The sequence below is a fragment of the Marinobacter sp. genome, assembly GCF_041687235.1.
In the GTDB taxonomy this organism is placed as follows: domain Bacteria; phylum Pseudomonadota; class Gammaproteobacteria; order Pseudomonadales; family Oleiphilaceae; genus Marinobacter.
The window spans coordinates 140,724-167,200 of record NZ_JAWLCH010000005.1 but is presented as its reverse complement, the minus strand read 5'-3'; the positions used below and the strand labels follow the sequence as shown (position 1 = coordinate 167,200).

Sequence of the window (26,477 nt, the reverse complement as noted above, 5' to 3'; positions counted from 1 at the left end):
CGGAATAGGATCAATACCGTGGCAGAAACAGCCGAAGTACCTGCAACCGAGATCCGGTTGCCGTTCGACATAGTGCTGTCGCTAGTCGATAGCGGTTGGCAGATAACCAGCGGGTTGCGCGGGCAGTTTGTAGACCCGAATGAAACCGAAAACCCGGACCTTGAAGAGGCACGCGGAGTTGCTGCCGCGGACGGCATGGAGTCTTTGCTGCTGGCCCTGGCCGCAGAAGGCATTGATCTGTCGAGGCCCGAGTTTATCCGGGCCATCCAGACAGCCGTTGAGCAAACCGGAGCTAATCTTTGACTAAATCTAGGTCTATTTATGGACTGTTTAGTAAAAATAGTCTATATTTGTACTTAGATAAAGATTGGTACCGGAGGCCCTTATGAATACCGTCAAGGCACAGAAAAGCTTCAGCAACAAAAAACTCAGCGTTGCTGGCCTGAAGGCCGCGTTTAACATCCTCGATAAGTGGGGATGCAGTGCCGAGCAGGCCCAGGCCATTCTGCGCATGAAACGGGCGACGTACTTCAAGCTGAAGGGCGATCCGGCCGGCGCAAATCTGGACGCTGACCAGCTTTCCCGGATTAGTATGCTGTTGAACATTCACCAGGCCCTGCGGATCGTGTTTGAGAACCCAGAGAACCAGTACGGGTTTATGAGGATGAAAAACCATAACCCGTACTTCTCAGGCCGGACCCCGATGGAAGTCATTGAGGGCGGTGAGTTCACCAAGCTCTATGAGACATTCAAGCGCGTGGATGCGCTGCGTGGAGGATTGGTTTAAATGGGCGCTTCCCTACCCACAAAAACCCTTGAGCGGGTGAAAGGTTATCGGCTGATCAATTCGAAGCTGCCGACCATTCACCTGTTTGAGGACGTGTCGAGTCTGGACGACTTCGAGGCACTGTACGCGCTCCAGGAGCTGACGAACCCGCGTCTGAATAACGAAGTGGGCAATCTTGATTACGTGTCTTTGGACGAAGTGCCGTGGGATATCCAGGGAACCAGTTATGCCGTTGCACCGTTCACCCACGTTGCGCCCGATGGCAGCCGGTTCAGCAATGGCGACTACGGTGTTTTCTATATTGCCGACAAGAAAGAGACCGCGCTGGCCGAGGTTTCCTACCACTGGGGTCGCTATGTTGCCGGAGTTGAAGACCTGAAATTCGATCGCATCGTGCTGCGTACTCTGGCCGTTCAGTTTTCAGGCGAGCTGGCGGACGCAACCGTTCTGGACCTGTCGGACCCGATCTACGATAAGGACGACTATGCAGACGCCCAGACGCTGGGCGCGAAACTGCGCAAGAACGATTTGGAAGGCATCCAGTACTGGTCAGTTCGTAATCCGGGTGCCCTGTGCTGGGGCCTGTTCACGCCGCGCCATGTCGAAAGTGTGGTTCAGGCTGGTCACTACGAGCTGATCATTTCTAACCGCCAGATCGTGGACACTGCTGAGCTGGTCTGACACCAGCGACACGTTCAACGGCCGGGCGGACTCCTGCCGCCTACCAACCTACCGCCCGGCCACCCTATCCTACTCGCCCGCTTAGCGGGCTTTTTTTGTGTCTGTCGTCCCGCCAGCCCCAGGGGCGCGAGGCGCCCTTTTGTGTGCACTGAGGCCGGTTGGCTACGCCACGGCTGCGCCGCGGGGAAATAAGCCTTATATACACCTTGCATGGTGTACGACATTTGATAAAATGAAGTTCGGTTAGGCAAACAACGCAGGCAGGCAGAGACACCATGGAAATCGCATCCGTACCCGAAGCTCTTCTCGAAGAAGCATATCTTCTGACCGATCAGTTCGACGAGATCTATTCCGAAGCATACTCCGGAGCTCGCCATGCCGGTCTGGACGATGGCAACGCTCGGCAGTGGGCAAACGGCAAGGCACGCGCAACTTTCCCCGATATCGAAAAGGCAGAAGCTCTCATCCGTCAGGAGCAAGATTATCAGGCTCTGGCTAACAAGCTGGCTTATGACGCGACCAACCCGGATTTTGACCCGGTGTTTGATAACGACATTCCCTATTGATCGGCAGGAGACGACCCATGAAATATGCAGCAGGAAACATTGAACTGGCCACCACGGCAATGTGCGTCTGGGAGACCTTGAATATTCCGGATCACATCAACGGCCCCTACGGCGACTACCTCGAGGGCGCCCTGAATGACCAAGGCGTGTCTGAGACCCGGGAGCGGGCGGCCAACCTTGCGATCGAGATCAACCAGCTCTATAGCAGGGTTCAGGAGTTCTATGACGAACCCTTCGACATGGACTTTGTTCCTGGGATCATCGAGGCACTGTTCCAGCTGTTCGGCCACTTCGGCGTTGCCAGCTACGATCGAATCCTCTCCGAGGGCCACTTGCTGGCAGCTTGGGCTTTTTTCAGCAGCGTGGATGTCGACGTGGAGGAACTGAAAGCTCCGGGCACTCGGTTCAGCCCAATCCGCCACAATCAGGGCTTCAGCCTCTCAGTCGAGCCAGCTGATGCCGAGGCCTTCAGCATCGGCTGCTTCCGCACTATGAGCGATACACGGTTTGCTTTGCGCACCTTCGAGACCTTGGTCGGCAGACGCCCAGAAGCCCAAGCCGCCTGATCGAACACCTCACCATCGCCCGCCGGCGCGGGCTTACCTCACCCGGGGAGTTTCTTTCTCCGGGGCGCAAGCGCCCTTTCATGTGCACTGAAGCCGGTTGGCTACGCCATCAGGGCCGCAACATAGGTGGAAATTTATAAAATAATGTTAAATCTTGGTCTACACATAGACCTGTATGTGTAAAAGACATGTATATGCTGTAGCCTGATTTATGATTTTAATGTCATGAATCAGGCAAGCTCCGGCTTGCCCTCTACTGAGACATTTCTAAATGGGACAAGCAGAAAGCTTTTACACGCGCACGACCCGATTTTCCGGCATTAAGTCTGCAGCAAGCATTCTTGGCGTTGTCGGCGCCAACCTGACTATGGTCCAGGCGGCGAGCATTGTTTTTGATAACCACTACCCGGTGGTTAATGAGGATTACATCCTCAGGGTTTACGGCAAGGAAGTGTATTCGCTGGTTTCCCAGATCATACCGGTCAGATTGGCCCAAGACTGCCAGGATAACCCAAGCGCGGAAGTAGCTGAATTGATGGGCTCATCTTCGGAGGAAGCTCAAACTGTAATGCTGGCTGGCATTCTTGCTCGAGCACAAAAGACCGCAACCATGCCACTGAGTGAGGCCCGGCTATTTCTGCGCAGGCAAACCGAGTTACTCCGATTCATTCCTGCCGGCAATCCCGATATCTATCACGCAGCATCGCAGTATCTGTATGGGTCACTTTCCTGATATGAGAGGGCTGGATCTTTCTGAGCAACGTAAAGTTCAGCAGGTGTTCGAGGACACTGCCTTATACCGGCGTCGACTCCTCGCCACACGGGCCCATGACCGAAGCTTGAGCTTCTTCCGGATGCAGGCAGAGACGCATAGCCGGGAACTTCTCATCAAGTTGGTCACCCGGGAACCCTTGCGGCCGGAAGCCCGGGATTTCTTCTCATTATGGCTCGAGCACTCCGACGTAGAGTGCGAAGTGGCCCAGCAAGCGTTACGGGATTTCATTGATTCCGTTGCGCGGGTTACCGGGGAGACCATAGACCTCTGAGGCTTTGCCTTTGCAAATATTGTGGTTCAAGCAGCGCAACCTTCGCCTCCAGGACTCGGAGCCTTTGTTCTTTGCAATGAAGGAATACCGGCGGTCTGGTCCGGTTCTCCCGGTTTTCATACACGAACCTTCAATCATCCGTCAGCCGGATGTTGCCCGCCAGCACCAAGCCTTTACCCGGGAAACGCTGGATGAACTGGGCAGTAATATCAGATCCATTGGGGGTGAGCTGGCGGAATACATTGGTGAAGCCCTCGATGTTCTCACCTTACTGCACCGCAAGCAGTCCATCTCCAAGATCTGGACCCACCGCGAGACCATTAATTTCATCAATGGACCCCTAAAGCCTCAGAGCGGCACTTTAAATTGCGTTAAAAATTCTTTGTGATATCCAGCTGGTCGCTCGCCAGGAGTGATGGGCTAATATCGTCATCCTCACTGTCGTAATCAACATCTTCTGACGAAGAACCTGAGTGAAAGGCGATAGCACCTCTGATGATACCCACTGCGAGTACAAACCAGATCCAAAACACCCAAGTCCAATAACTGGAATAGGCGGCACTTTCTGGGGCGAAAACCCATGCCATACAAAGAGTGATTGACCAAACCGCAAAAACTGACAAAAACAATTTCATAATAAACTCCTTTCCGTTGTGCTCTTACGGCATCGAAACAATTAGGAAAAGAAAACCCCCGAACTGGGGGCTTACTCTAATCCTTGTTACCGGCTCTGTGGGATCTCGCTATCAAGACGCCCAAACTCAGAGGCATCAATATTTCCAGACCTCATCGCCTCTTCCTGAGACATCTGTCCAGATGAGATTGCCTCAAGATAGGTGCTTTTGGAACCAGGAACAGTGTTTAGCAACGAACTGTTACCCAAATTTTCCTGTCGAGCGTAATCTTGCAAGTCAGGAGGCAAGTGAAAGAGAATATCCACGCGATCCGCCACGGCTTACCACTCAAAACGGCAGAGCCAGAGCCTCAACAAAGCCTTTTCTGACCAGCTTCTCAGGATCCTTTTTCTTGGGCGCGGTGCGCCCTTTGTTGTGCACTGAGGCCGGTTGGCTACGCCACGGCTGCGCCGTTGATCGCCCATATTATACACCTTGCATGGTGTCTACCTTCTGGTAAAATGGATACCAGGTTAGGACATCAATGGCAGGAGTTATCACCCTATGAACATCAAGAATCTCCCAGACTTGGACCAGCGGGTTATCAAGTCTCTTAAAGAACACCTGAGCACTGGCTATGAGAAGTCTAATGAGGCGGTTCAAGCCGTCATCGACGCCATTCTTCTTGGCAAAATTCGTCTTACGCGCCAGGCCGACACGCACGGTGGCTTTGATGAACTGGCCGGTGACTGCTTCAATCCTGCAGCAAACCCCAGCGTCCCCGCTGAACAGTTAAAGCGGGAAGCGGATAATTTCCGCCGCAAAATCAGCCGCACCGGTGTTTGGGTCATGATTTCCGAGTACTGGACCGGCCGTGAGTGGAAGAGGTTCGACAATATTCAAGACAACATCATTGGTGGTTTTGTCGGCCATGACTTTTTTGGTTCAGGTTATGAGCTTCAGGTCATGGAAGCAGCCCTTGATGCCTACAACCAACAGGATCTCGATGCAGACGGCTTCGTGATCGACCCTTTCCGAAAAGCAGCCTGAGAGGAGATCAGACGATGCATGCACTGTATACCGGCCAACTGGTCGGCCTCGCACAGGATCACGAAATTGAAGGATCAGCCGAACTGATTCGACTGATCAGCCAGGCTCAGAGCAAGCTGGCGGAATTGGTGGCAGAGCATTTCGATGTGCGTCACGGGACCACCAACTTCGATCTGGGAGAAATGTGCTCGAGCTTCGGCCCTAAGGAAAAGGGCCAGGAGTGCCCAATCCATATTGGGGATCTGGATCAAGGCTCCGATTGGGTCAATATGCCGGAGGATGAGGAACCCCTTGTCCCGATGGTTGTGATCTACAAACCCAAGAATGGGGAAATGATGCCCATTCCCCAAGCTTTCCGGTGTTGTGCCAGCGACAGCGACCAAGCCGAGCAGTTTTGCTCTTACTACGCTGATGAACCGATCGAGGTGCTCTGGGTTGTCGAGACAGACAACGTGGCCGTTGCCTTCGATTCCTACTGGCGGGCCGCTGAACCGCGCCCCGAAATAGCTGGTAGAAAGCCATCCGCACCCACCGTGAATGACATTCAGGAATACCCCGTTGTCATCCAGGACCAGGAACGTGATTACCAACCCACCAGAGGGACGATTTCTGTCCTGCCCCATGGCGTAGCAGTGCGAATGGAAGGCCATACGGACAACGCTTCAGAGGACGACATGGGCGAACTGTTCACGCTGATCCAGTACAAAGGCGAACTCCAGTTGGTCGTGTTCGCAGACGTGAATCAGGAAGAGCCGACGCATACGATCTCGCTTGAAGCCGCCCGTAATCTGAATCGCGAAATCCTTCGCCCAGTTTAACCAGACGCCCGGCTTTCCCCGGGCTTCAGATTGAAAGGACAGAACCATGGACCGCCCTACTCACAACATATCGACCACGATGATCTTCGAAGCGCTGGAAATTCTGGCAGACCACAACGAGCTTGAGGACCGAGATCCGGCACTGCAGACGGTGAAAACGCCGGTCTGGGCCGCGAAAATCCGCGATGCTGTAAACGATGCACAGACTACTGACCGTGAGCCATCTGTGACTGTAACGCCTGAGCTGGCGGACTACGCGAATGAATCCCTGACAGATGCTGCTGCTTCAGCTCAGGAAGGCGGCCGGTATAAACCGGTTGCCTGGCACAACTTGATCTCTGGCGCATACGCGCAGTATTTGAACAAAAAAACCGCCGCATTCTACGAATCGATTCTGTGAATGATTCGGTAGTCAAGGCGATTTGCCTTTAGCACTGTTTATTTATACAGTATCGGTATGCCAATTTTCCGATCCGACAGACTCCGAATTCATGCCGACAGTTCGGCCCAGCGCGAAGCGTTGGGCGATACTCTGGTACTGTATCGTCGGTTGGTTCGGGATCTGATGACGGTGGCGTTCACGCATTGGCCAGCAGTTGGCCCTGCCAAAGGTAACGAGGCGGTCGCCGTGATCGAGGGGCTCATTCATCCCACCTCAAAGCGTCCATGCGTTAGGTACCGGTACTTCCAGAACCGGTATTACAAGTTCCCATCCTATTTGCGGCGTGTCGCCATCATGGATGCCGTGGGGCAAGTAAGATCTTTCATGAGTCGTTACAACGACTGGCTCGATGGCCAGCGTCGGACCACGCATTCGCGACCCCCAACGTTGACCGCCAGCACCAACACCTTTCCAAGCCTGTACGGCGGCCAGTGCATCAAGCTCAACGAGGCCGCCACGCAGGCCTTTATCAAAGTCCGATATCGCAACGACTGGATCTGGATGAGTTTCCGGTTGTCCGGGAAACTTCGTTATCGCGGTCGCGGGACCGCCAAATCGCCCTTGCTAACCTTCAATGGGAAACAGTGGGGCTTGTCCCTGCCGGAGCAGTTCACACCGGCAACACTGACCAGTACTCCAAAGCGTGTGCTGTCGGTAGACGTAGGCATCAACACAGCCGCTACCTGGGCGGTGGTCGATGATCAAGGCACTGTCCACGCCAGAGGCTTCCTCCGGCGCAGTGATAAAGACCGTGAGCATCGACTGATCCAGCGTATCCGCTGCAAGGCAAGGAAGCACACCCGCCACGGCACCCACCTTCCTGCCGGGTTTTGTGCCAGAGACCACCAGCGCCTGAAACATCTGGCGGACAACCAGGCCCATCAGATCAGCCGAAGGCTGATCAATCTGGCGCTGGAGCATGAGTGTCAGGCGGTGATTGCGGAAAACCTGAAACACTGGCGTCCAAAGGCCGGGCGCAAGCGCTCACCGATGAAGGCGAAGTTTCACCGCTGGTTTCACCGGATGCTGATCACCCGACTTCAAAGCAAGGCACAGGAAATCGGGTTACGCACAACCCTGGTCTATGCCCGAGGCACCAGCGCCCAGGCGTTCGATGGTTCAGGCACTGTTAAACGGGATGCGAACAACTACAGCCTGTGTACCTTTGCCTCCGGCAAGCGATACCACGCAGACCTCAATGCGGCCTACAACATTGCGGCCCGTGGGCTTGTTTATTTTCAGGGCAGGAAGCGTAAGCCTTCTGCCCGTGAGGGCCAGCCTAAGTCTGGCCCCACACCGGGAACCCCGGTGACGCTCTCCACACTTTGGCTAAACACCGAAGCCGCGTGAGAGTGATCAGAATCCGCGACTCAATTCTTAGAATGAATCGCGGAGGGTTCAAAGCAACTGGCGAAGATGAAGCTAATACTGACTTCAGTGCAGAGGCTTTGGCCACCATAAACACTTGAACTCGACTCTACCAAGGTCATCTCATTCTTGAGATTTCAGCAAGGCCGAGAGTTTGACCACGTTTCCACACTGCCAGCCGAGTACGAACATCTGGTGGAGGGGATCAACGTCACGGACTACTGCGTTACCTACCCTGGCCCGAACCTTCTTGGGTATGACCCTCAGACCGGTGAAGCGTGGTTTCAGGACTACAAAGAGGAATTCCGTGGGCCGCTCGAAGAGATCGAGCGTAAATTCTATTTGTGGGCGATCGTAGAAAGCGACCTCGCCGCCTGATGAGACCAACTTCCCCTTCCGACTAGCCCGCCGATGCGGGCTTTTTGTGCCTGGCGTTGCGCCAGCCGGGCGCAAGCGCCCTTTGTTGTGCACTGAGGCCGTTTGGCTACGCCACGGCTGTCGCCGTGATATATGGCATAAATACACCTTGATGGGTGTATTATTGATGGTAGAATAGGACTCAGGTTAGGCAAACACACAGGCAGGGGAAATTCTATGTACCATTTCAATCATCTTGATCCAGTCAGTTTCACCCACCCCAAAACAGGGGAATCGATTGTCGGCTTCGTCTACATGAATCCGGAAAAGAGGGATGATTTAACCAAGGTTTTCTTTAATCAGGGCGAGCATTTCAGATGCCCTTTGGGGGCCAGTGAAAAGGCCTTCTTCGATAAGCTTAAGTGCAAACCTGCGGAGGTGAGCGATCTTCCAAAGCACACGAGGGCTATTCACGAGCGAATGGGCGTCAGGTTCCTTTTCAAAAAGGGCATGTGTGTTGCCATTCGTGACGATGGGGATAACGAGGTCTATGGGCGTGTCGTTAAAGGCGGTCGAGACACCATAAAGGTTGCCGCCGGCGACACTGTTTATGAAGTCGCAGCATGCTTTGTGGATCATGAGGAGCTACCGAGCTTCGATAGCCCGCTCGATCTGTATGAAGTGACCAACTACCAGATTGTGTCTGGCCACGACGATTCCGAGCCTATGACTGCAAAAATTCGGGCCGGTAACGAAGTTATTGGACACGCCTCTGATGACGGCTGGGGTGGTGGCATGATGATCCACAAGGACACGAAAGCCAGCCCCGAAGCCTTTGAGGCCTTCGAAAACACCGTGGCTGATGTCGCCAAAAAGGCTATGAACGGCGCCAAACTGCACAGTTCAGTAACCGATCTGTGGGTGTATTGGGATTGGTACGTCCGACCAACAAGGCAAAGCTTTGAACAGTACATGGCCGATTTCGCCCAGCGATTGGCCTCAGCCAGAAATGCCGATAACGGCTGATACAGTTTCATCTCCAGCAGAGCCCGCGACGCGGGCTTTTTTTGTGCCTGGCGTTCCGCCAGCCCCAGGGGCGCAAGCGCCCTTATGTGTGCACTGAGGCCGGTTGGCTACGCCACGGCTACCGCCGCGGGATTCCGGAGTACATACACCTTGCAGGGTGTCTATATTCTAGTAGAATGGTTCTCAGGTTAGGCAAACAAAGAAGGCAGGAAAACGATGATTACTCCCTATGATGCAAGTCGTGTCGCTCACGCAATGGCTACGATTGCCACCAGTCTCCTGGGAGCGGCCTACCGTGATGAGTTCAAGGCAAAGAACGCCTACGTCACCGCCAAGGCAGGTAAAGGCAATAGCACCTATCACAGGGCCCAGAACGGAAACCACAAACTCACCTTCGGCCCCGGCATGGTCGCAGAGAAGGCCAACGGCAATGGTGCAGCGTGGCTTTCAGCCCGAGAAATTAAACGTTACCGGTTCTACAACGGTGACCAGTCGGTGTCTTCGCTGTTGGCCCATACGATCCTTCACGAGTTCGCCCATGCGATTCAGACCCTGCGCGGTGAACGCCTCAGAGGATCCGTCCATAATCCTGCGTTCTACCGGATTCTGACGGATTTGCATGCCAAGCACGGCGAGGACGTAAGGACTTCGCTCCGTGGCACGTTGGAGCGATTGGGCATTGACGTTGACAGCGTACGCACTCAAAAACCCACTACTCAGGCAGCGGTCAAACCTGCCAGCCATGGCCGTGATTTCCAGATTGGCAATGCGGTTCGTTTTGAAATTAGCGGCACGATCGCGCTCGGTCGAATTGTCCGTATCAACCCCAAAAGCCTCACAGTGCATGGCACTGAAAATGGCATACCCATGAAGTACCGCGTTTCCTCGAGTTTGGTGACCAAACTCAACGAAGGCGAGTACCTGAAAGCGCTGCAGGACCGAGCTATTGCCAGAGATAGGGCTCCGACCCCCACGCTGATTGAAACACCACCACCAAAGGGCGCCGGCTTCGCTGTTGGCGACAAGGTTAAGTTTCCCTTCAAGGGGCAACAGGTGGAGGGGCGAGTTGTTCGAATCAACAGGAAGAGCATCAGCGTTGATTCTGACAATGGTCGCGGTTACCGGGTACCCCCTCGCCTTCTGCGAGTCGCCTGATGAAGCGGTTCCCGCCATTGGCGGGGACAACTACCCCTTCACACATTGAATCCGGATGAGCTTGACGATTTCTGCCACCAAACCGGCCTGACCGTTGCTCAGATTGATGTAAGAGAACTGTACCGATAGCCCAGGTCAGCGTTGAAACCCACCATCTGGTGGGTTTTTTTGTGCCTGGCGTTCCGCCAGCCGGGGCGCGGTGCGCCCTTTTATGTGCACTAAGGCCGGTTGGCTACGCCACGGCTGCGCCGCGGATAATTAACCCGATATACACCTTGCGGGGTGTACTTGCTCTGGTAAAATGGTTTTCAGGTTAGGCAAACACGCAGGCAGGAGAAAGACCATGAGCACCGATATCTATATCCCAAAAGAGAACACCTACCCGACCGGCGCAGTCACTATTGCCCGTCACGGCAAGCAGGAAAAAGGTTTTGTGAAATTCGCTCCGATGGGCGGCGGTTTTGTAAACCGGCTGCCAGAAGAGAAATTTGACGAAATCTTCCGCAACGTCAGTGAGAACGAGATAAGCAACGTTCAGTATCGCGCCGCTTACTTCAACATCGACGGTGCCTACGATGATCCGATCCCCGGCTTCACCACTGGCCGTTTATGGAACGGCTTTGCCATGCCGGTCTTCGAGGAAGAAGGCGCCCTGATGCTGGCGGAGCAAGGCCCGGACATGACATTCGACAAGGAGCGGGACACCTTCGTCGTTGATATGGGCGAAGAAGTGGATGATGAGTGCCGATTCGAGGAATACAAAGGTTTCGACATCACCTTCGAAGGTGAAGTGAAGCACGTATACGCGATCGGTGACGGATGGGTCTGGGACGAGATTCCGCCTGAGGAAATCCAGTAAAACCCACGGGCGGGCCGCGAGAGGCCTGCCCTTACCCAAGAGGACCCAACGATGAACTCCAAACAGGCCCGCTTCCTGGCGCGAAATCCCAGAGCAATGATGCAGTACAAGGCCACTGGCCGACTGCCCCAGACTTTTCGACCCAGAAGCCCGTTGATTGATCTGCTGGAGACAATGAGCCCGCTGGAGCGCGTAGAGCTTCGAGGTATTCTCCTGTCTCCGGCCCTTGGGTATCAGACCGGTCAAACCTTTGCGAATGCCGAGCAGCTCTACCGGTTCATCAAGCCTCAGCCAGAGATGATCGAGGGTGAGCCCTTCCCGGCGGAAAGTATGAGAATCAAGCGTTTTGCCAAGCGACTCACGATTGATGACCTAAAAGAACATCAGATCAATAGCGGGCACGGAAAATAAAACAATCATAGGTTGCTGGCTAACAGTTTCCGCGATGTACTTAAATTGATAAAATAAATGTACACTCTGAACAAGATAAAGGCATACAGATGAACACCCAGTCGCCCTGTAAAAAACAGTGCAAGCTCAATGAGAACCGCGAGTGCGTCTCATGTGGTCGAGATATCAACAGCATCGCGAACTGGAGCCGTATGTCCGACGAGGAAAAGGATCGGGCCAATACAGTGGCCAGTGTCCGGCTAGCCACGATTCAGACAGCCAGAAACGAGGCAGACAGCTATGAGATCCGCTGAAGAAGAGCTTGAGTTGGTGGTTGCGGCAGCAAATGCCACCGAAGAGGCGCGAATGAAGTTGACGCTTTACCGTTCCGACAACGAGGATTTTGCCCTGTTCCGCCGGTCAGCCATGCGCCAGTGTGGCGAACTGACGGTTGCCCTGGCCCTTGGGAACAAGATTCCTGCCGAGACTCTGAAGTACTTCGGAGAGTGGGTCTCGGATCGCTCTGGCGGTGTTGGAGACCATTTCCGCGAATTCATCCGCTCCGTTGAGCGGGCCACAGGAAAAACAACCGGCTTGTATTGGCCCGAAGCTTTGGAGGCTTGAATGACGCAGTATCTGGAACTGAACCGGCGAATTATTGAGAAAGGCGTCTGGGTCAAGAATGAGCGTACCGGCAAGCGCTGTAAGACCGTGATTAACGCGACGATGACCTACGACGTAGGCGCCGGTGAATGCCCACTGGACACCACTCGGAAAAGTTATTGGAAGCAGGCCATTGCCGAGTTTATTGGCTATCTCAGGGGTTACAGCAGTGCGGCTCAGTTTCGGGCTATTGGTTGTCGCACATGGGATGCCAACGCCAACGAAAACGAAAGCTGGCGGAACAACCCTACCCGAAAGGGTGAGGATGACATGGGTAGAGTGTACGGCGTCCAGATGCGCGATTGGCGCACGCCGGAAGGCAATTCCATTGATCAACTACGCAAGGTTGTGGATGACCTATCGAATGGCATTGATGACCGCTGCGAGATCGTTACGTTCTACAACCCTGGTGAATTCCACCTTGGCTGTTTGCGTCCGTGCATGCATACGCACCAGTTCTCTCTGCTGGGTGATCAATTGTTCCTGACGTCATATCAGAGGTCGATGGACGTCCCGCTTGGCGGCAACTTCAATCAGATGCAAGTCTTTTTCCTGCTGGCCATCATGGCACAGATCACCGGTACTAAGCCGGCGGTGGCCACCCACCACATTGTTAATGCGCACATTTACGAAGATCAGTACGAGCTGATGAGGGACGTTCAGTTGAAGCGTAAGCCCTTCCCGGCTCCGCGGTTCGAGATCAACCCGGATATCAAAACGCTGGAAGATCTGGAGACCTGGGTAACGACCGATGACTTCAAAGTTATTGGGTATCAGCACCATGAGCCGATCGAATACCCATTTTCGGTTTAGTCGGGCGGACAGGAGGCACTGCCATGAATGAGATTCGCGAGAAATTTGAGCAGGTCTTCCCGCTTCCGGAAGGCATGGCGTGGAGTGAGGCCGATCAGCGATATGTCATCGAATCTGATGACGATTTCTGGTGGGACCGCGACAGTGAGGGACCTCAGATTGCAGATCAGTACATCGGCCGGTGGGAAGGCTGGCTAGCCTGCAACAGCCAGCAACCGACTGAATCAAGCGATCGGGAATCCTTCCAGGACCGCGTGGCGCCGTGGATGCAGGAATGCTTTGGACCTGAGATTTCAGCGGATATGGTCGAGCGTTGCGATCGCTACCTCGAGGAGTCGCTTGAGCTGGTTCAGTCGGTAGGCTACACCCGTGAGCGGGCGGACATGCTGTCCAACTATGTATTCTCTCGACCGCTCGGCGAGCCGACTCAAGAAGTGGGCGGCGTCAGAGTGACTCTGGCAGCCCTTTGCCTGGCCGCCGGCATCGACCAAGACGAGTGTGCGGACGCAGAACTTGCACGCATCTGGACCAAAATCCCGCAGATTCGGGAAAAGCAGCGAACCAAACCAAAGGCATCGCCTCTGCCCCAAGCTATGCCAGAGAGTTAAATCACCGTTTCGGCCGGGCGGACTCCTGCCGCCTACCTACCTTCCGCCCGGCCACCCTACTTTGATCAGCCCGCCATGCGGGCTTTTTTTGTGCCTGGCGTTCCGCCAGCCCGGGGCGCAAGCGCCCTTTTATGTGCACTTAGGCCAGTGCTGTAGCACCGGCTGTCGCCGGGGACTTTATCAGCAATACACCTTCAAAGGTGTACAAATAGTGGTACAATGGTTTCCAGGTTAGGACATCAATGCAGGAAAGATCACCATGACAATCAGCTCGAACGGCCCGCGCTTCAACGCATCCACCCTTTTCACTTTGGTCTTTTTCGATCGTTCCAGGGATTCAGACGCTGAAGCGGCCATGAACGGCCCTTACCTTTTCCAGACCCGGGCTGAGGCTTTGGAAACCCTCTGGACCTACGTTCAAGGCCGGATCCTCGCATGTTGTGCCGATCCGTTATTTGAGGATGCCGAGTCTCTGGGCCTCGAAATAGACAACGAAGAAGACGACATCACCCCCATTCTGGCGGCCGCAAACGCTGAACAGCGTGAAGCTATCATCGACTGGTATTTCGAGTATTCTGACGACGATGAAACCGAGGCCTTCTACGAGATCACGGAGCACACCCCCAGCGCCCCTGAATCCGAGGAACCTCTTGAGAATTACTCGGTGTTCGGCTTCTACGAAGAAACCGGCCAGAGCTTTCTGGACCACGTACTGGCGATCAACGAGTATGACGCCATGCGAGTTTCTGCCGAATCTCGACCCGATGCCACCTACCTGTGCGCCATGGCAGGCCTGTTGCGCGAGAGCGCCGGCGTTGCCTTTGCGGGTGAAGGTGTCGTGGACGCCCAGACCATCCTTGAGCAATCCGATGTGTTCTGCTGAGGAGGCATGGATGAGTCATATCACCATCATTCGGAACCATGCTCGAGTCGGGAACTGGAAGGCGCGGATCCCCAAGAGTGCGATTGCCCGGGAAACCACCGTTCAGGGCGTGAAGGTGATCGCTACCCACAGGGATTACTTTATCAACCCCAACCGGGACAACGAGCTGTGCTACCAGCAGATGATTTCAAACGATGCTGAGTCCTTCGTGGATCTCTACGCCGAGGTTCGCCCTGGTGTATTCGCCGGCGGCATGGTAGCAAGTAACACTAACGAGCAGTGGCAACGCGAGCGGCTGGCCAAGATGGTTGCCCGTATGAGTGAGGAAGCTGCTATCGAATACGTGAAAGGTGCGATCGAAGTGCTTTCAGACGCCGCGAGCATTCAGGAGGCCTGAGTGGAAGAGTTTCTCGAAAATCTCAAACAGAAAGTTGCGAAACATGGGCATCAGGTCATTGCGATCGCCGGGGGAAAGGAATCGGATGGCCCGCCGTTCCATTACACCGTGGGGCTGGTCAAATACATTGGCTTCGAAATTCTGGCCGAATCGCTCCCCCCGGATCTTGGTTATGCGTTGCTGAACGACCTGGCCAAGGTTGCCAAGCAGCAGGGATCACTTCCCGCCGGAATCTATACGGGCCTTGTTCAGAATCATTACCCAGTGGCTTTGATTGAGGCCGATCCGGCGATTACCGACGAGAAAATTCCACTGTCTTATGCCTGCTTCCCGGGGCGAGATGAGATACCGGTACTGCAGCTGCTTCTCTCTGATGCTGAAAGGCATCTGCCATGGGAAGTAGGTTACAGCATGGCGGGGCAACGTTTGCTACTGACTGCCCCTGACAGCCCAGAGGCTCAAAAGACGCTTTCCGAGCTTCCCACCGACGACATTGAGGCGATTGTCCGGGGCCCGGGTCCGGATCAGCCTATTCATTGAGGAGCTTCGAATAGACAGCCCCGCTTCGGCGGGGTTTTTTTGTGCCTGGCGTTCCGCCAGCCGGGGCGCGGGGCGCCCTTTCTTGTGCACTGAGGCCGGTTGGCTACGCCACGGCTGCGCCGCGGGGAACCTTGTCTTTATACACCTTGCATGGTGTCTGTATTCTGCTATACTTCTTTACAGGTTAGGCAAAACAATACAGGCAGGAGAATCATGATGATTAACGTCGATCATATCTCAGCAATCAACACCACCGCCCTGGCAACTCTGGCTGAAAAAGAGTTCGGTGACACGCCGCTCGAAAGCGTTGAGAAGGACTTCGTGGACTTTGTTACCCACGGGGCCGGCGCTTACGAAGATTACAGCTCTTGGCGCCAAGCGTGGCGGGATTTTGTTGACTTCACCCGCGAAGAAGAAGCCGAAGAGCAGCAAGAGCGCGTTGTTGGCGTCATTGCCGTTACCCAGGGTCAGCCGCGAGCTCTGACTGCTGAAAACCAACTGGCACTGTTTTAACTCATAGCGGGCGGCGCTGCCGCCCGGGGCTTTCGGGGATCGATCATGAAACACGTACCTTTTCAGGAACTGCCAGTTGGCGCCATTTTCACCGGCATGCTCTCGCAGGCCAGTGGCGAATACCTGAAGGTTTCGGATAGTGAATTCCGCCCCTTTGGCACGACTGAGCGCGGGATCATCCAGGCAAAGCCCGAAGAAATGAATTTTAGTGTGAGGTACCGGAAGATGAGCCGGTACCTGCTCGAAAAGTCACAGGCTTAAACGACAGGCAGGAAACAATGAACACTTTGGTTTTACCCCAGGCAGAGAATGTTGAACGCTACATGGCGGTTGCCATGAGCACCGGACACCTTGCTCCGAAGGATTTCGAAATTCTGGACGAGATGGTTGAGCTTAAGCGCAGCTCCCGGGTACTGAAGCGCGAATACGGGTACTTTATCAAGCTGGCGGGCCCGGCACACCAGACCGATTTTGACCTGATTCCCGAGGCGAGCGACGAGCTTAACCGGATCATTGTTTGGGCCAAGGCGAGCGGCTTCTCATTGATCGAATTCGACAGTGACGCCCCTCGAATCGAAGGATTTCAATTCTTTGAAGAGGAGTAAGGCACCGATGAAGGCACAAACACCAGAACAAGCGATTAAAGACGTTTTTGACCGATACACCGCGATCCTGGATAAGGCCTATGTCGGCGGCGATCTCTCGAAAAAAGAAATGTTCACTTTTGATGTAGACGGCCTTGAGGACACGCTCCAGTTTGCCGGCAACACCTATGCTGCCTGGTGCGCGAACCTTGAAGGCGCCCTCCGGATGGACTGGGGTTGGGGCTGGTTCGAGATTGTAGACAGCGTTCGAGATCACGGGTTTTTCGTTGAGCATAATCAACTGAACTACCTGGCCGAGACTTTCAAGTTCCTGAACGACACGTTCGGCACAGCCACCCCCGATATCCCGGAGCACACCCCGGATTCGCCGCTGCACCAGTTGATTACCGAGCAGTTGCTGGGTGAATCCTGGTACGAGCTCGACCGCGATAAGCTGGACTACAAGTTCTCGATGGAAGAATTCATCACACAGTACACAGATTATGCGGCGCCATACGTCGACAAGCTGATTGCCCAGATCGAGGGCAAGTAGCACAACCGTTTCGGCCGGGGCGGATCCTGCCGCCTACCTACCTACTTCCGCCCCGGCCACCCTATCCTACTCTGCCCGCACTCGCGGGTTTTTTTGTGCCTGGCGTTCCGCCAGCCGGGGCCTGCGGCCCTTTGGTGTGCACTGAGGCCGGTTGGCTACGCCACGGCTGTCGCCGTGAGAATTAATCCTTTATACACCTTGCACGGTGTACATTGTTTGTTAAAATGGTTCTCAGGTTAGGCAAACAACTTCAGGCAGGAGAACACCATGACAAACGCAGCCCAGAACATTGAAAAGGCCCCGGATCTTCGCGTGGGTCGCCGTATCCACTGCATCCTGTACGGAGGCAAGAACGGCACCATCTCTGCCGTTGAAGGTACTCCCGGGCTTGGAAATTCCAGGCGGATGATGAATGGCGTGGTCAGTGTTGTCCGTGGTCCAGAGGCTCATATCACCGTGGTTTGGGACAATGGCACCATCAGCATGCAGGTTCCTGAATGCATCTGTACCGGTGTCCAATGGCGTTTTCTGGATGAGCCAGACCGCACTCAGGCCGAAATCAACGAGGCTATTGCTTACGCGGAAAAGCGTACACGCGAGGCTGAGGAAGCCAGAGAGGCCGCCCGCAACGCCTTTGCAAAGCGCGTTGAAGAATACCGAAATTTCGAGGAGTTCTCCCATTATGAGCAGTCTCCGACCACCGGACACTTCGATCGCACCAAGCTCGCGGCCAAGAACATTCGCAAGCTGCTGAAGAAAGAATTCCCCGGGGTGAAGTTCTCCGTTCGCAAAGAGAGCTATGGCTCGATCTGGATCTCATGGTCACAGGAGGACGACGGTCAGACGGTAAACCAGAAGGCCGTTCACGATGCCGTGGCGCCGTTCAAGACCGGTGTTTACCACCTCCATGAGGACTACCACAGTTCTGAAGAAAGCCCGTTCAACATCGTTTTCGGTGGCGTTGACTACATCACCGCACAGCCCAGTTTCAGCTAATCGTTGCCCCCTGCCTTGCCCGCCCGTGCGGGCTTTTTTTGTGTCTGGCGTTCCGCCAGCCAGGGGCGCGAGGCGCCCTTCCTTGTGCACTGAGGCCGGTTGGCTACGCCACGGCTGCGCCGCGTAATAACCATCATCGTACACCTTGAGAGGTGTATTGGTTCTGGTAAAATGGTTCTCAGGTTAGGCAAACAAAGACAGGCAAAAGGAGAACTACCCATGGGTTCAACGTTTCAATCCCGAACCATCAAAGCGTGCGATGAGAACACTCTTAAACAGTACGTTGCCCGCGAAATCGACCAGGCTGCATACGAAGAAGGTAACAGTTATTCAGGTGATTTGGGCGATAAGCGCACGGGGTTGATCATCAAAAATCTTTTCGTCGCAGACCGCGATGAGGCTTTCGAGTGGATAGACAAGAACTACCCTGACAAAGACGACCCTCTGGTGGCCTTGAAGATTCCAGGCAACCTGAGCGATCGGAAAACTCAGTCTATCGAAAAGCGGAAGCAAAAGATTCTGGATCGCATGAACGAGCAGAAGATCAAGCTTGGTCACGGAGACCCCACACTAGGGAAAGGTATGTCCCTTGGTGTTGAGGCTTACCGCGAAGCCGTAAAAAAAGCTGATGAGGCAAACATTGCACTTCAAATCATTAAGCGGGTGGCGGCGGAAAAGGCCCAGTTCAAAACGTGTCAGTCCTGCGAGAGCAAGATCAACAAGAAGTATCTGACCAGACACCAATGCCCAGTGTGCGGGAACGAAGAGATCCTTCTTACCAACACTGACAAGAAGCGTTTGGAGGGAGTCAGAGCCAAGATCAAACAGTATCAGGCCCAGATTGATGAACTCGACGCGGAACTCAAGCGGTACATCAAAGACCAAGAAGCGAAAATGGTTAAGGACGGAAACTGGTTCTGGTTTGTTGGAGGTTGGTGCCGGGACTGATCAGGTATAGCATGGCGCCCGTTGCCCGGGCGCCTCACCATTCTCGATCTACGGCATTCGAACCACGCCCTCGATCGAACCAGAGGCAATGGAACCCCGTGTTGGCTTCATGCTGACCCTGATTGATGCCGAGATTCCCGGGCCCCAGTCCGTAATGGTCGATGGCGTCTACCAACTTCAGATCCTCAACGAAATCGACTGGAAAAGCCTACGGCCGATCTGATTGTCCGTACCGCCAGCGTTATTATCTGCGAAGCGTTACCCGGGGCGATTCTCCGCGCCCGCAAGGAAGATAGAGATGTCCAGAAGAATCCCATCACCGGTCTCATAATTAACGGTTTCAATGTAGCGCTCGAGGAGCCATTAAACCCAGAATCGGTTGATGATGCATGTGACTCCGATCATCAGGAGTCAGATCGCCACACCCTGACATTTACCTATGAGTTGCCAAGAAGGTCGAAAACTCGCTGAGAGCCAGGGGCTTGCGCCCCTGCCGGCTTTACGAAATACAATAGTCTCGCATTACAGCAAGCACCGCCCTTCTCAGATAGCCAATAGCTTCTCGTTTATTCTTCTGGCAATACCAGGCACGTATTAGCATTTCTGTTACCACTACACCCGTTCGAGTCAGCCATAGCATCAACGCAACCGATGATGCCGGAGCCCAAAAGTATGCCAGTACAGCTAGCACTAAAAGCAGTGTTGCGATTACCTTCAGGCTGTTAGCAATGTCCCACGCCGTAAAACTCATTAATAGTTCATTCATATTGATTCCTTATTATTAATTAATGTTGTCTGAGCACTTTGCTCAGTTGTATTTAGCTTTCCTCGCCAAAAACCCTTCCAAATCTGTAAAAACTGGCTATCCAGATCGGAACCGGAGTGCGCCTTTTATTGAGACAATTCGGGGACTGGCACTTCTATTTATGCTTTTAGGATTTCAAACGAGGCGGAACTGGCTGGAGGTCAAAGACCTGGGCGCGGGGCGCCCTTTGTTGTGCACTGAGGCCGGTTGGCTACGCCACGGCTGTCGCCGAGGGAAATTAGGCTATATACACCTTACTTGGTGTACTCATTCTGATAGAATGGTCATCAGGTTAGGTCATCAAGGCAGGAGATAGAGATGGGCATCAGCGTAATGGTCAACGGCTGGCACGAGTGCGACGACATTGGGCTCAATGCGCCGAACGTCAGCATGTCGGCGTCCAGCATGGCGCAGGTCCTGCGTGCGGCAGGACTGGAGGGTAAGGACCCTCAGGGCGATGGCATTGCCGCCAATCGCGTTGCAGACGCCCTTGAGCGCCTGAAGGCGCTGGAGGTCAGCCTCACCGGCAACGAGGCGATGAAGCTCCTGCGGCTCCGCACCGTGAACGTCTGGAGTGTTCTGGCGTTCGCCCAATCCCGCAATCGCGGCGTCTATTGGGCGTGACCGGAGGTCCCAGCATGTTCGACGTCCCCAACATCATCGGCCTGATCGCCCTCACCATGACGGTGGTGGCGCTCACCCGCCGGTCAAATCGCGGGCTTCTGGCCGTGCTCGGCCTGTCTGTTCTGCTCTGGGCGGTCCACTATGGGCTGCTCGGCTCCGTATCCGGCTTCATGGTCCATCTGGTCGCGGCAATCAGCCTGTTTGTTGCACACTGGATGCAGGGCGCTTCTGAGACTGCCAGAGGCCTTACAGGCGTGGCGTTCTCGGTCGCCGGTGTTACCTGCTGCTGGTACTTCGGAACCGGTTGGGTGGACGTGCTGGCGGCCGTGGGCTGCGTCCTGATTACCATGACTCAGTTTCTCGGCAAGGGGAACACGCTTCGCCTCGGCTTCATGGGCGGAGAGACCGTGTTCTTTGGGTTCGCCCTGATGGTCGGCAGCGTTCCCGGCATGGCCGTCACCGCTGGCAACTTCGCGGCGGGCCTGATCGGTCTGATTCGCCGGAATCGCGCTTCAGAAGAGGCACTGGTTGCGGACTGAGGGTCCGTTCCCCAGGGCCTGACGGCCCTTTTGTGTGCACTGAGGCCGGTTGGCTACGCCACGGCTGCGCCGTGAAATAGATGCCTAAATACACCTTGTACGGTGTACGCTCTTTGGTAAAATGGTTCTCAGGTTAGGACAACACGAGGCAGAACCATGCAACCTTCCGATATTGCAATCATTTCCTGTAAAGAAGCAGCTCCGATCCCTTTGACCGATCGATTCGGTGAGTACGTCGCACGCAAAGAGTTCAAGAATCTATGGGCCTTCAATGGCGCCGCGTCCCAGAACTACGAAAACCTCCGGGGCCACTACTACCAGGGCGAGATGGATGTCGAGGGTAACTCCCTCTATGCCGGCTTCAGTGTGGGCGATCCGCGCAACCACCTGCATTGGGAGTCCAGCTTTGTGGCCGTCCACAACGAGCAGCTCGGGATTCTGGTCGAGATTGAACTGGGTGCTCACTACAACGGTGAAAACGGCCCAATTGGCGAGAATGATCTCACCGACGCCGAGTTCATCGAGCTTGCGAGCATCCTACAGGGACGACTGGCTGAACTGTCGGCCCATTACCCACATACGCAGTTTTTCATCACCCATGGCAACAAGGTCACCCTCGAAGGCCGCATTGTCGTCAACGCCTTTACTCCATTGCTGGATGGGGAGCTGCCTGGCGGACTCCGCCTTGCTCCCGAATACCGGATGGTCATGATCTCGCCCTACTTCACTCCTGGCGAGGGTGCGGACATTACCTCATGTCGAACCTTGTACCGTGTTGCGGTTGATCTTGAACAATCCGTTGCAGATCTGGCAGCTGACAAGCAGGAGAACGCAGCATGAAACCCCACCAGCAAGCCGTGATTGATGAACTACGCCAAGAAGGGTACGCAATCGGGATCTTCTACCCTTTCGAACTTGGAGAGGCGTCACCCAGAGACCTTGAGGACATCCTTGTGAAAGAAGGTAACGAGGCCATCGAAATTCTGAACCCGGAGAAAGATCATGAGTGACAAGGTAATCTTCCATTTCGACGCTGAGGAAATTTCAGAGACAGACGCCGATTTCCATACCATCACGATCGCACTGGATGAGCCGATGGTGAATTCGCTCGAGCGTTATCAAAGCTTCGCAGTGGCAGAGGGCGTCACTATCTCGAAAGCCATAAAAGCTGAGGTTGATAATGAACCGGAAGAAGTCTCGTTTGACTGCCTGCATAACGGCTACATTGGTTTTGAGGCCGCCCAGCGGGTAAGAAACATGTGGCCGGTAGATGTTCAGTCTTCTGGTGAGATCCGTAACGATCAATTAATTCGCGCCTACTATCTTGCTCAGCGTCTCGGTTTCAGCGAGGGTTATATCCCGCGGGACAGCAAGAACATTTATCTGTTTAGCGATGAGGCCCTGACCGATGAGCTTCAGGATGAGATCTCCGAGGTTTTCCATGAATACCAGGACGGCGACGCATTCCTCCATACCAAGGCCTCGATGGTGATTGAAGGAGACGAAAACTGAAGTGGCAGTAATCAAGCGCAAGATCGTCAAACCAGAAGCAGATGCCCCGAAGGAACCGCGTCCGCGCACGCTCCACGACAGGTTGGTAGAGCGAGCTTGTGGATGGCTCAAGAGCACCTGCGGCTGCAGTGTGGCGATCGGTGAGTTGAGAGCAGTCACGGGCTCCGGTGAAACACCGGATGCCCTGGGCTGGCGGTCTGAGTACTCAATACTTGTTGAGTGCAAGACTTCCCGGGCTGACTTTCTTGCCGATCGGAAAAAGCCTTTCAGGATGAAACCGTCTATGGGGGTGGGTACCTATCGTTTTTATATGTGCCCGCCAGGCGTAATTCAACCGGAGGATGTGCCGGAGGGTTGGGGCTTGCTGCATTTGGAGAAGAATCGGGTGCGGCGGGTTGTCGGGCCCCAAGGAAACATCTGGACGCATGGCGACAACCTACGCTTCGCCAATCCCAGAAATCAGGATGCGGAGATTGCGATGCTGGTCAGCGCAATGCGGCGAATTTCCTAATCTCTCATATACACCTTGAATGGTGTACTTGGTGTGGTAAAATGGTTCTCAGGTTAGGCAATTCAAGAGCAGGAGAACGACCATGAGCAACCAGACATTTTTTCAGTTCAAGCAGACCCGCGAGCGGATCACCTTTCGGGACATCATCAAGACCGGCGATGAAGTGGCCGCGTCATACCTCAACCTCAACGCCGCCGATCTTCTCAGCGAAGATCCCAGTGTCCAGGCGGAAGTCAAAGAAGGTCTTGATCGTAAAGCTTTCGGATATCGGTTTGGCGATTCTGAGGAGTTGAACAAATTCATTGAGATCGAGCCAGATGGCAGCTACTACCTGCTTATTGGCAATATGGAGTATGTGGGCTCCACTTCCGAGGAGCTGGAAAAGCTTGAGCAGGAACTTTTTGAGTGGGGAGAAGGCTGATGGCCAGTAAAAAGAAGTGGTACGTTAGATTTATTGCTGGAAATCCCAAGATTTTTTCCGACATTAAAACTGAACCCCGGAGTCCGATGATGCGCAGCGAAGCGCTGGAGGCGATCGGCCATATCGACAAAAACGACTGGCGTGGCTGGGTTGAGGACGAGGCCGGCAACCGGATTTTCGAGACATCGAAAGAGAAAGACTTCAAGAACGCTTGATTGATCGATTAGCAATCGCCGCCAAAGTCCCCGAAGCCTGCCCGTGCGGGCTTTTTTTGTGTCTGGCGTTCCGCCAGCCGGGGCGCGAGGCGCCCTTTCTTGTGCACTGAGGCCGTTTGGCTACGCCACGGCTGCGCCGTGATGTTTTTCTTCTATATACACCTTGCACGGTGTCTTTTATCTGCTAGAATTATTTACAGGTTAGGCAAACAAAGACAGGCAGGAGAATCATCATGGAACAGCAATTCGTATCAGCGGCACAGGGCCTCAGCTTCATGGCCGAGGAAATGGCCAAGCGTACCCGCGAGATCGAGATTACCCGGATGTACGCCCAATATGTTGCCGGCAGCAACGTTGAAGTTTACGTCGACCGTGCTTTCTCAACCGTTCACATCGCCGATCTGGCCGAGCAGAGCCTTGATGTGCTTCTGGAAGGCCACGATGCGGACGAGTTTATCGACGCCGCTGACGAGCTTTACGAGCGCCTTGGTGAAATCACCATGGAAGAGGCTTATCAGGCTACCGCCCACCCTTATCTCGATCTGATGGTGTAATCATGAGTGCTACCACTGATTTCCAACTCCCGTTCGTAATCAACGTCCGTGGTATGTCCATTCTTCAGGTAGTGGCGTTGGTCGACAAGCTGCGCAACTTCTACAACGCGGATTTCAGCCACACGGCTGACGTGTTCTATGGCTGCCTGAGCGATGATTTTGACTCCGCTAAGGAGAACAGTCACGAGCTCGGCCCCTATATCGGGGTGAACAATAACCGCAGTTCGATCCCGAACCTGTTCAGCAGTCGGGCGGTTCCAGAGGTTTGCTCGGTTTACACCGAGGATGAACTTGACGAGTTCGAGGCCCTTGGGATCAAGCCGAAGATGGGCGCGTGGCCGACCACCCCTAACCTGCTGAACCCCGGCACCAAGCCCTACATCGTCTGCAAAAAGCTGGGCCAGCTCTGGGGATACGCAGAGAAGGAATACCGCGTCATGGCTAACAGCCCGGCAGATGCCGATCGGCGTGTTAACGCCCTTGGCCTGACGACATCCATCAAACTGGATTATCAGCCTTGCTGATCCCAGCACATCCAGGCTCCCCCACCCTGCCCGCCGAGCGCGGGCATTCCTATGGCCGACACATTGCCGGCACCAGGGGCCTTTGGCCCTTTTGTGTGCACTGAGGCCGGTTGGCTACGCCACGGCTGTCGCCGTGATATATACACCTTGCAGGGTGTCCGGTATCTGGTAAAATAGTATTCAGGTTAGGTACTTAGATACAGGCAGGAGACACCCCCATGAATAAGATCATCATTTCAGCACTGGCAATCACACTCACCGCTTGCGGCGGTGGCGGTTCAGGTTCAGCCCCTGCGCCGACTCCAAACAATGACGGTGGCAACGGTGAAATCCGCACCCCGGCATTCAGCACCGATCACCTGAAGACAATCAATGCAGACTATGCCCATAACCGTAGCATCGAAGGTGCAGGCGTTACCCTCGCAGTCTTCGATTCCGGCGTGAACGTGAACCACGACGAGTTCGCCGGTAAGACTCTGAACCCGAATAGCGGCTCCTACGTGTCAGCCATCAGCGCTCACACGCTCGATGAAATCGAAGACATGGGCCTGAGCGGTCTGGATCTGTACCAGCCGGTCGCAACTGGCGATCAGGAGGACGTATTCGGCCATGGTACTCACGTAACCTCTATGGCGTGGGGAGAGAACGTTGGTGTGGCACCAGAGGCCGACGTAATCATGATGGACGTTTATGCCACTACCAGCCCGGACTCTCTCGCTGTAAAGGGCCTGATCAGCGATCTGGCAACGATGGATGTTGATTTTATCAATGCGTCCCTGACTGGCGTTGACTACTTCGAGAACAGCGAGTTCACCAACGAGCGCCCGCTCTATGAAGCGCTGGACACTGCGGATATGGGCTTTGTTGTCGCATCCGGCAATTTCGGTCTGGATATGACTGAGACGTTCATTACCAATCCGGTCAACTGTGGTGAGCTTTCTGATGTGGAGCGTCAGGACAATCTGACCTGCACCTTCACGTTCGATGCCACCAGCGTAGACCTGCTGGCCAAGGACGCCGATCTGGCGGATAACTTCCTCTGGGTTGGTGCCGTAGACAACAACGGACTGCCTGCGGAGTTCATGCTGGCGGACGGTACCGAGGCCGGTACGAATGTGCCAGGATCAGATGCAGACATTCAGGCGCGTTGGATCAGTGCGCCGGGCTCTGCGGTAGACGGTGCTTTCTTCAACACTGACACCGACTATCTGGCGGTCTCCGGCACCTCTCAGGCGGCCCCACTGGTCACTGGCGCGGCGGCACTGGTCAAGGGCCAGTTCCCGACCCTGAGCAATACTGCGGTGCTGCAAATCCTTCTGGATACGGCTGACAGCAGCTTCAGCGCCTACGATCCGGCGATCCACGGTCAGGGCATCCTCGATATCGAAGCGGCCCTGAACATCGACCCGACCAACTACGAAGCCCTCTAAGGAGGGCCGTTACCCACTTTTCGAATTGCTGGGCAGGCCAAACCTGCCGCCAACCTACCCCGGCCTGCCCAGCACCCTTTTCCTACTGCCAACCTTGCCCGCATTGCGGGCTTTTTTGT

The 26,477-nt window shown here is 54.7% G+C and carries 44 protein-coding genes; 42 read left to right on the top strand and 2 right to left on the bottom strand.

The features are described from left to right. Nucleotides 1-18 precede the first annotated feature (18 nt). From ACESMK_RS09515 to ACESMK_RS09480, 8 genes are all read left to right on the top strand, one after another. Nucleotides 19-303 carry a hypothetical protein gene (locus ACESMK_RS09515; protein WP_372997601.1) on the top strand — a complete coding sequence of 95 codons (285 nt, stop codon included), beginning with the start codon at nucleotides 19-21 and terminating at the stop codon, nucleotides 301-303. An 82-nt stretch (nucleotides 304-385) separates the two neighbouring features. After that, the gene (locus tag ACESMK_RS09510) at nucleotides 386-787 is read left to right on the top strand and encodes an antitoxin Xre-like helix-turn-helix domain-containing protein (RefSeq protein WP_372997600.1); all 402 of its coding nucleotides are present in this window, start codon (nucleotides 386-388) and stop codon (nucleotides 785-787) included. Then, on the top strand, nucleotides 788-1,468 hold the full coding sequence (locus ACESMK_RS09505; RefSeq protein ID WP_372997598.1) for an RES family NAD+ phosphorylase: 681 nt from the start codon (nucleotides 788-790) through the stop codon (nucleotides 1,466-1,468). Nucleotides 1,469-1,743: 275 nt separating this feature from the next. Then, nucleotides 1,744-2,034, top strand: a complete 291-nt coding sequence (locus ACESMK_RS09500) for a hypothetical protein (RefSeq protein ID WP_372997596.1) — start codon at nucleotides 1,744-1,746, stop codon at nucleotides 2,032-2,034. A 17-nt stretch (nucleotides 2,035-2,051) separates the two neighbouring features. Then, complete coding sequence (locus ACESMK_RS09495; RefSeq protein WP_372997594.1) at nucleotides 2,052-2,600, top strand: hypothetical protein; 549 nt, start codon at nucleotides 2,052-2,054, stop codon at nucleotides 2,598-2,600. A gap of 271 nt (nucleotides 2,601-2,871) precedes the next feature. Further along, entirely contained in the window at nucleotides 2,872-3,333 is a 462-nt protein-coding gene (locus ACESMK_RS09490; RefSeq protein ID WP_372997592.1) for a hypothetical protein, read from the top strand. Then, nucleotides 3,317-3,646 (top strand): hypothetical protein, encoded by a 330-nt coding sequence (locus ACESMK_RS09485; protein WP_372997591.1) that lies wholly within the window; start codon nucleotides 3,317-3,319, stop codon nucleotides 3,644-3,646. Before ACESMK_RS09490 ends, ACESMK_RS09485 begins: the two co-directional genes overlap by 17 nt. Nucleotides 3,647-3,650: 4 nt before the next feature. Next, nucleotides 3,651-4,034 (top strand): deoxyribodipyrimidine photo-lyase, encoded by a 384-nt coding sequence (locus ACESMK_RS09480; protein ID WP_372997589.1) that lies wholly within the window; start codon nucleotides 3,651-3,653, stop codon nucleotides 4,032-4,034. On the opposite strand, the gene ACESMK_RS09475 is transcribed toward ACESMK_RS09480, so the two are convergent. Then, nucleotides 4,018-4,281 carry a hypothetical protein gene (locus ACESMK_RS09475; RefSeq protein WP_372997587.1) on the bottom strand — a complete coding sequence of 88 codons (264 nt, stop codon included), beginning with the start codon at nucleotides 4,279-4,281 and terminating at the stop codon, nucleotides 4,018-4,020. The two genes, ACESMK_RS09480 and ACESMK_RS09475, sit on opposite strands and share 17 nt — an antisense overlap. Before the next feature lie 543 nt (nucleotides 4,282-4,824). Here ACESMK_RS09475 and ACESMK_RS09470 point away from each other — a divergent pair. From ACESMK_RS09470 to ACESMK_RS09360, 23 genes are all read left to right on the top strand, one after another. Next, entirely contained in the window at nucleotides 4,825-5,310 is a 486-nt protein-coding gene (locus ACESMK_RS09470) for a hypothetical protein (protein ID WP_372997585.1), read from the top strand. A gap of 14 nt (nucleotides 5,311-5,324) precedes the next feature. Next, nucleotides 5,325-6,128 (top strand): hypothetical protein, encoded by an 804-nt coding sequence (locus ACESMK_RS09465; RefSeq protein ID WP_372997583.1) that lies wholly within the window; start codon nucleotides 5,325-5,327, stop codon nucleotides 6,126-6,128. Between the two features lie 46 nt (nucleotides 6,129-6,174). Then, nucleotides 6,175-6,528 carry a hypothetical protein gene (locus ACESMK_RS09460; protein ID WP_372997581.1) on the top strand — a complete coding sequence of 118 codons (354 nt, stop codon included), beginning with the start codon at nucleotides 6,175-6,177 and terminating at the stop codon, nucleotides 6,526-6,528. A 57-nt stretch (nucleotides 6,529-6,585) separates the two neighbouring features. Beyond that, the gene (locus ACESMK_RS09455) at nucleotides 6,586-7,920 is read left to right on the top strand and encodes an IS200/IS605 family accessory protein TnpB-related protein (protein WP_372997579.1); all 1,335 of its coding nucleotides are present in this window, start codon (nucleotides 6,586-6,588) and stop codon (nucleotides 7,918-7,920) included. 147 nt (nucleotides 7,921-8,067) lie between these two features. Then, entirely contained in the window at nucleotides 8,068-8,316 is a 249-nt protein-coding gene (locus ACESMK_RS09450) for a hypothetical protein (RefSeq protein WP_372997577.1), read from the top strand. 216 nt (nucleotides 8,317-8,532) lie between these two features. Further along, nucleotides 8,533-9,321, top strand: a complete 789-nt coding sequence (locus ACESMK_RS09445; protein WP_372997575.1) for a hypothetical protein — start codon at nucleotides 8,533-8,535, stop codon at nucleotides 9,319-9,321. A gap of 216 nt (nucleotides 9,322-9,537) precedes the next feature. Then, nucleotides 9,538-10,476: a hypothetical protein gene (locus ACESMK_RS09440; RefSeq protein WP_372997573.1), complete on the top strand. Its 939-nt coding sequence runs from the start codon at nucleotides 9,538-9,540 to the stop codon at nucleotides 10,474-10,476. A gap of 343 nt (nucleotides 10,477-10,819) precedes the next feature. Continuing rightward, on the top strand, nucleotides 10,820-11,335 hold the full coding sequence (locus ACESMK_RS09435) for a hypothetical protein (protein WP_372997571.1): 516 nt from the start codon (nucleotides 10,820-10,822) through the stop codon (nucleotides 11,333-11,335). Nucleotides 11,336-11,386: 51 nt separating this feature from the next. After that, nucleotides 11,387-11,746: a hypothetical protein gene (locus tag ACESMK_RS09430; protein WP_372997569.1), complete on the top strand. Its 360-nt coding sequence runs from the start codon at nucleotides 11,387-11,389 to the stop codon at nucleotides 11,744-11,746. A gap of 89 nt (nucleotides 11,747-11,835) precedes the next feature. Continuing rightward, complete coding sequence (locus tag ACESMK_RS09425; RefSeq protein WP_372997567.1) at nucleotides 11,836-12,039, top strand: DUF1289 domain-containing protein; 204 nt, start codon at nucleotides 11,836-11,838, stop codon at nucleotides 12,037-12,039. Then, nucleotides 12,026-12,349: a hypothetical protein gene (locus tag ACESMK_RS09420; RefSeq protein ID WP_372997565.1), complete on the top strand. Its 324-nt coding sequence runs from the start codon at nucleotides 12,026-12,028 to the stop codon at nucleotides 12,347-12,349. The genes ACESMK_RS09425 and ACESMK_RS09420 overlap by 14 nt, the downstream gene beginning before the upstream one ends. Next, nucleotides 12,350-13,201: a thymidylate synthase gene (locus ACESMK_RS09415; protein ID WP_372997563.1), complete on the top strand. Its 852-nt coding sequence runs from the start codon at nucleotides 12,350-12,352 to the stop codon at nucleotides 13,199-13,201. Between the two features lie 23 nt (nucleotides 13,202-13,224). Next, nucleotides 13,225-13,809, top strand: coding sequence for a hypothetical protein (locus ACESMK_RS09410; RefSeq protein WP_372997561.1), 585 nt, complete (start codon nucleotides 13,225-13,227; stop codon nucleotides 13,807-13,809). 259 nt (nucleotides 13,810-14,068) lie between these two features. Beyond that, a complete protein-coding gene (locus ACESMK_RS09405) occupies nucleotides 14,069-14,692 on the top strand; it encodes a hypothetical protein (protein ID WP_372997559.1) in 624 nt (207 codons plus the stop codon). A 10-nt stretch (nucleotides 14,693-14,702) separates the two neighbouring features. Next, nucleotides 14,703-15,089: a hypothetical protein gene (locus ACESMK_RS09400; RefSeq protein ID WP_372997557.1), complete on the top strand. Its 387-nt coding sequence runs from the start codon at nucleotides 14,703-14,705 to the stop codon at nucleotides 15,087-15,089. Beyond that, nucleotides 15,090-15,629, top strand: a complete 540-nt coding sequence (locus ACESMK_RS09395) for a DUF4262 domain-containing protein (RefSeq protein WP_372997555.1) — start codon at nucleotides 15,090-15,092, stop codon at nucleotides 15,627-15,629. 213 nt (nucleotides 15,630-15,842) lie between these two features. Beyond that, the gene (locus ACESMK_RS09390) at nucleotides 15,843-16,142 is read left to right on the top strand and encodes a hypothetical protein (RefSeq protein WP_372997553.1); all 300 of its coding nucleotides are present in this window, start codon (nucleotides 15,843-15,845) and stop codon (nucleotides 16,140-16,142) included. Between the two features lie 45 nt (nucleotides 16,143-16,187). Continuing rightward, the gene (locus tag ACESMK_RS09385; RefSeq protein WP_372997551.1) at nucleotides 16,188-16,403 is read left to right on the top strand and encodes a hypothetical protein; all 216 of its coding nucleotides are present in this window, start codon (nucleotides 16,188-16,190) and stop codon (nucleotides 16,401-16,403) included. A gap of 17 nt (nucleotides 16,404-16,420) precedes the next feature. Beyond that, complete coding sequence (locus ACESMK_RS09380; protein WP_372997549.1) at nucleotides 16,421-16,747, top strand: hypothetical protein; 327 nt, start codon at nucleotides 16,421-16,423, stop codon at nucleotides 16,745-16,747. A 7-nt stretch (nucleotides 16,748-16,754) separates the two neighbouring features. Beyond that, nucleotides 16,755-17,279: a hypothetical protein gene (locus ACESMK_RS09375; protein WP_372997547.1), complete on the top strand. Its 525-nt coding sequence runs from the start codon at nucleotides 16,755-16,757 to the stop codon at nucleotides 17,277-17,279. 267 nt (nucleotides 17,280-17,546) lie between these two features. Then, on the top strand, nucleotides 17,547-18,275 hold the full coding sequence (locus ACESMK_RS09370; protein WP_372997545.1) for an LPD29 domain-containing protein: 729 nt from the start codon (nucleotides 17,547-17,549) through the stop codon (nucleotides 18,273-18,275). 219 nt (nucleotides 18,276-18,494) lie between these two features. Continuing rightward, a complete protein-coding gene (locus ACESMK_RS09365) occupies nucleotides 18,495-19,223 on the top strand; it encodes a hypothetical protein (RefSeq protein WP_372997543.1) in 729 nt (242 codons plus the stop codon). An 88-nt stretch (nucleotides 19,224-19,311) separates the two neighbouring features. Then, on the top strand, nucleotides 19,312-19,446 hold the full coding sequence (locus tag ACESMK_RS09360) for a hypothetical protein (RefSeq protein WP_372997541.1): 135 nt from the start codon (nucleotides 19,312-19,314) through the stop codon (nucleotides 19,444-19,446). Between the two features lie 276 nt (nucleotides 19,447-19,722). Here ACESMK_RS09360 and ACESMK_RS09355 read toward each other — a convergent pair whose 3' ends face one another. Then, entirely contained in the window at nucleotides 19,723-19,989 is a 267-nt protein-coding gene (locus ACESMK_RS09355) for a hypothetical protein (RefSeq protein WP_372997539.1), read from the bottom strand. Nucleotides 19,990-20,346: 357 nt separating this feature from the next. Here ACESMK_RS09355 and ACESMK_RS09350 point away from each other — a divergent pair, with 357 nt between their 5' ends. The 11 genes from ACESMK_RS09350 to ACESMK_RS09300 all read left to right on the top strand — a co-directional run bounded on the left by ACESMK_RS09350 (nucleotide 20,347) and on the right by ACESMK_RS09300 (nucleotide 26,358). Beyond that, on the top strand, nucleotides 20,347-20,652 hold the full coding sequence (locus ACESMK_RS09350) for a hypothetical protein (protein WP_372997537.1): 306 nt from the start codon (nucleotides 20,347-20,349) through the stop codon (nucleotides 20,650-20,652). Between the two features lie 14 nt (nucleotides 20,653-20,666). Continuing rightward, complete coding sequence (locus ACESMK_RS09345) at nucleotides 20,667-21,191, top strand: YgjV family protein (protein ID WP_372997535.1); 525 nt, start codon at nucleotides 20,667-20,669, stop codon at nucleotides 21,189-21,191. Nucleotides 21,192-21,347: 156 nt separating this feature from the next. Continuing rightward, nucleotides 21,348-22,031, top strand: coding sequence for a hypothetical protein (locus ACESMK_RS09340; RefSeq protein WP_372997533.1), 684 nt, complete (start codon nucleotides 21,348-21,350; stop codon nucleotides 22,029-22,031). Continuing rightward, a complete protein-coding gene (locus ACESMK_RS09335) occupies nucleotides 22,028-22,201 on the top strand; it encodes a hypothetical protein (RefSeq protein WP_372997531.1) in 174 nt (57 codons plus the stop codon). Before ACESMK_RS09340 ends, ACESMK_RS09335 begins: the two co-directional genes overlap by 4 nt. Continuing rightward, the gene (locus ACESMK_RS09330; RefSeq protein WP_372997529.1) at nucleotides 22,194-22,703 is read left to right on the top strand and encodes a hypothetical protein; all 510 of its coding nucleotides are present in this window, start codon (nucleotides 22,194-22,196) and stop codon (nucleotides 22,701-22,703) included. Before ACESMK_RS09335 ends, ACESMK_RS09330 begins: the two co-directional genes overlap by 8 nt. 1 nt (nucleotide 22,704) lies before the next feature. Further along, complete coding sequence (locus ACESMK_RS09325; RefSeq protein WP_372997527.1) at nucleotides 22,705-23,214, top strand: hypothetical protein; 510 nt, start codon at nucleotides 22,705-22,707, stop codon at nucleotides 23,212-23,214. 82 nt (nucleotides 23,215-23,296) lie between these two features. Continuing rightward, nucleotides 23,297-23,635, top strand: a complete 339-nt coding sequence (locus tag ACESMK_RS09320; protein WP_372997525.1) for a hypothetical protein — start codon at nucleotides 23,297-23,299, stop codon at nucleotides 23,633-23,635. Next, nucleotides 23,635-23,850, top strand: coding sequence for a hypothetical protein (locus ACESMK_RS09315; RefSeq protein ID WP_372997523.1), 216 nt, complete (start codon nucleotides 23,635-23,637; stop codon nucleotides 23,848-23,850). The genes ACESMK_RS09320 and ACESMK_RS09315 overlap by 1 nt, the downstream gene beginning before the upstream one ends. A gap of 233 nt (nucleotides 23,851-24,083) precedes the next feature. Next, nucleotides 24,084-24,404: a hypothetical protein gene (locus tag ACESMK_RS09310; RefSeq protein ID WP_372997521.1), complete on the top strand. Its 321-nt coding sequence runs from the start codon at nucleotides 24,084-24,086 to the stop codon at nucleotides 24,402-24,404. 2 nt (nucleotides 24,405-24,406) lie between these two features. Continuing rightward, nucleotides 24,407-24,928, top strand: coding sequence for a hypothetical protein (locus ACESMK_RS09305; protein ID WP_372997519.1), 522 nt, complete (start codon nucleotides 24,407-24,409; stop codon nucleotides 24,926-24,928). A gap of 218 nt (nucleotides 24,929-25,146) precedes the next feature. Beyond that, nucleotides 25,147-26,358: a S8 family serine peptidase gene (locus ACESMK_RS09300; RefSeq protein WP_372997517.1), complete on the top strand. Its 1,212-nt coding sequence runs from the start codon at nucleotides 25,147-25,149 to the stop codon at nucleotides 26,356-26,358. The last annotated feature ends 119 nt before the right edge of the window (nucleotides 26,359-26,477 follow it).